Source organism: Streptomyces albidochromogenes, assembly GCF_005981925.1.
Lineage (GTDB): Bacteria > Actinomycetota > Actinomycetes > Streptomycetales > Streptomycetaceae > Streptomyces > Streptomyces albidochromogenes.
Genome location: NZ_VBVX01000764.1, coordinates 1 through 433 on the forward strand (window position 1 = coordinate 1; position 433 = coordinate 433).

Annotated in this window: 1 protein-coding gene; it reads right to left on the minus strand. The window is 48.3% G+C overall.

Going from position 1 to position 433, the window contains the following annotated elements:
• The coding region (locus E2E34_RS37805) for a hypothetical protein (RefSeq protein ID WP_138905812.1) at positions 1-391 on the minus strand (391 nt) is incomplete at its 3' end.
• Between the last annotated feature and the right edge of the window lie 42 nt (positions 392-433).

Here is a 433-nt window from a genome sequence, read left to right on the forward strand (position 1 = left end):
TCTCGATCGTCTCCATCACCGCTCGCTTCACCACTTCGTCGGTGGGATTGGTCACCACTTCCTCGATGATTGGGTTATCGCATAACTTGGCAAACGTGTAGAAAAAGCGGCTGGCATAGTTTGCATATATCACCTGTGTCGTAAATAGAACTGGTACCTTTAATATACCCTCTCGCAACATCCGGTTGTAAATGGGATGCGTGCCCTTCAAATGTGGCCTGTCCTGGAGAATATACTTCTTGACGGCCTCAAACACCGGTATACTTTCTTCCTTGTTTTCGCTGTGTAAGTACTGCGGGTATCCCTTTCCGTAATATAGGTTGGCGTTGATTGTGCGGAGGAACTTGTCCTCGTGCCGGAGATGGGTATGCGGGCCTTCGATGGTTGTCATTGAAGTGGGCGGTTTGGTGTCTTCTTTTTCGCGGTATAAATA